Origin of the sequence: Mycobacterium sp. (assembly GCF_025933915.1) — a bacterium.
Taxonomy (GTDB): domain Bacteria; phylum Actinomycetota; class Actinomycetes; order Mycobacteriales; family Mycobacteriaceae; genus Mycobacterium.
Map to the genome: position 1 here is coordinate 1 of NZ_JAICZA010000306.1, position 2259 is coordinate 2259.

The 2259-nt window shown below is 62.2% G+C and carries 3 protein-coding genes; all 3 read left to right on the forward strand.

Features of this window, described 5'->3' with window-relative positions:
- Positions 1 to 973: methyltransferase domain-containing protein (locus tag Q0W90_RS24340; RefSeq protein ID WP_297777223.1), on the forward strand; the 973-nt coding region annotated here is incomplete at its 5' end.
- Positions 942 to 1802 carry a beta-1,6-N-acetylglucosaminyltransferase gene (locus Q0W90_RS24345; protein ID WP_297777226.1) on the forward strand — a complete coding sequence of 287 codons (861 nt, stop codon included), beginning with the start codon at positions 942 to 944 and terminating at the stop codon, positions 1800 to 1802. The genes Q0W90_RS24340 and Q0W90_RS24345, both read left to right, overlap by 32 nt.
- A gap of 21 nt (positions 1803 to 1823) precedes the next feature.
- On the forward strand, positions 1824 to 2259 hold a 436-nt coding region (locus Q0W90_RS24350; RefSeq protein ID WP_297777229.1), incomplete at its 3' end, for a glycosyltransferase family 2 protein.

Genomic DNA, 2259 nt, shown 5'->3' on the forward strand with positions numbered 1-2259 from the left:
CGCCCGCCTCTTTTTTCTCAACTGGTTGGGAACATACCTGGACAAGCAGGGCGTCTCGGACCCTGAGCTGCAGCGAGGACTTGAGCAGGCGCTCTGGTCCTGCCGTCATCCGCGACTCGATCGTCTAGCGACGACCCGCCGTGCGGCCGCGCGATACGTGCGACCGGCGGTGCTCGAACTTGGTCGCCGAACCGTCCCCGCCCCGGCTCGCCGGTGGCTCTGGGCACGATGGACCGGTGGCGACTACTCCCCACCAGCCGGCTGGGTGCGCTTCGGTAACCTGCGGCGCCTGACGCCGGTCAGCCGGCAGTTCGGCTACGACCGTGGCCAGCCGATCGACCGACACTATATTGAGCGCTTTCTCGAGATCCACGCGTCGGATATTTGCGGCCATGTCTTAGAAATCGCGGACGATACCTATACGCGCGAGTTCGGGGGGGATCGGGTGAGTGCCAGCGATGTGCTTCACGTCGCACCAGGTCAGCCACAGGCGACCATCATTGGTGACCTTACCTGTGAAGACGTTCTCCCCGCTGGCATCTTCGATTGCGTGATTCTCACGCAAACGTTGCAGTTCATCTACGACGCTCCCGCAGCCCTCAGGACGATCAACCGCGCGCTCAAGCCGGGCGGCGTGCTCCTGGCGACATTCCCCGGCATCACCCCCATCAGTCGCTACGACATGGAACGATGGGGGCAGTTCTGGGGCTTCACGACGCTGTCCGGTCGACGGCTATTCGACGATTCGTGTTCGTGGGTCGACGTTCGAGTCGAGTCGTTCGGAAACGTCCTGGCCGCCACGGGCGTGCTTTATGGTCTCGCGGCCGAGGAGCTGCGCCCTCAGGAACTCAACCACCATGACGCCGACTACGAGGTCATCATCGCGGTTCGCGCGACAAAGGCGAGCGGTCAAGCGGATACGTTATGTCAGTGTGAGAACGATGAAACTGGCGTACATCATCTCGGCCTATAAGAACCCGGAGCAGTTGATTCGGCTTGTGCGTGCGTTGAACGAGCGTTCGACGTCGTTCTGGGTGCACGTCGACAAGCGGACCGACGATTCCATCTTCCGTCAAATGGTTTGCGGGTTGCATGACGTTGGCAACGTTCGCTTCTTGCCGCGGCACCGCTGCTCCTGGGGAGGATTTGGCCACGTCGCGGCTACGCTTGAAGGGATCGATGCGATCGTAAGCGGTGGGACCGATGTCGACTACGTGATCCTCGCGACCGGCCAGGACTACCCGATCAAGGCAAATTCCCGGATCGAAGAATTCCTGGAAGATCACGTTGGAGCGGCCTTCCTGGATCACTTTCCACTTCCGCATGATGCCTGGCAGAATGGGGGACTCGATCGAATTCGGGCCTGGCATTTCCGCATATTTCGGCGGCATGTTCGCATCCCGCCTGCGGCTGTCTCGCCGCTCGGCCGCAGGTTCCCGCGTGGCTTCACACCTTTCGGCGGCTCATCGTACTGGTGCCTGCCGCGAGAATGTGTCAACTATATCGATCGGATGACCCACAAGAACCCCGCTCTCGTTCGCTTCTTCAAGTACGTCGACGTGCCCGACGAGATCTTCTTTCAAACCGTGCTATTGAACTCACCGTATCGCGACATCATCGTGAACGACAATCTCAGACACATCGACTGGAAGGACCCAACGGCGGGTAGTCCCGCGGTCCTGACGAGATCCGACTTCCCAGCACTGGCAGAGTCACCCAAGCTTTTCGCGAGAAAGTTCGACGTGCGCGTCGACGCCGGCATCCTCGACATGATTGATGAGCGCCTCCTCGGACTCGAGTAGGGTCAGATAGGAATCGTGCCGATGACGGAGACGCCGCTGGTCTCGGTGATCATCATCTTCTGGAATGCCGAGGCCTTCCTGGCCGAAGCCATCGCCAGCGTCCTGGCTCAGACCTACCCCCACTGGGAGCTGTTGCTGGTCGACGATGGTTCGACCGATGGCAGTCCGGTGATCGCCCAGCAGGCGGTGGCCACGGCCCCCGAGCGGCTGCGCTACCTGTGCCACCCCGAGCATGCCAATCGGGGCATGAGTGCCTCGCGCAACCTCGGGATCGCGCACGCCCAGGGGACCTACCTCGCCTTCCTGGATGCCGATGATGTTTGGTTGCCGGCGAAGCTGAGCCGGCAGGTGGGGCTGCTGGTGCGGGTGCCCGAGGCGGCGCTGGTCTATGGCCCGACCGAGTGGTGGTATAGCTGGACGGGACGAGCGGCGGATCAGGGCCGCGATGCGGTGGCGC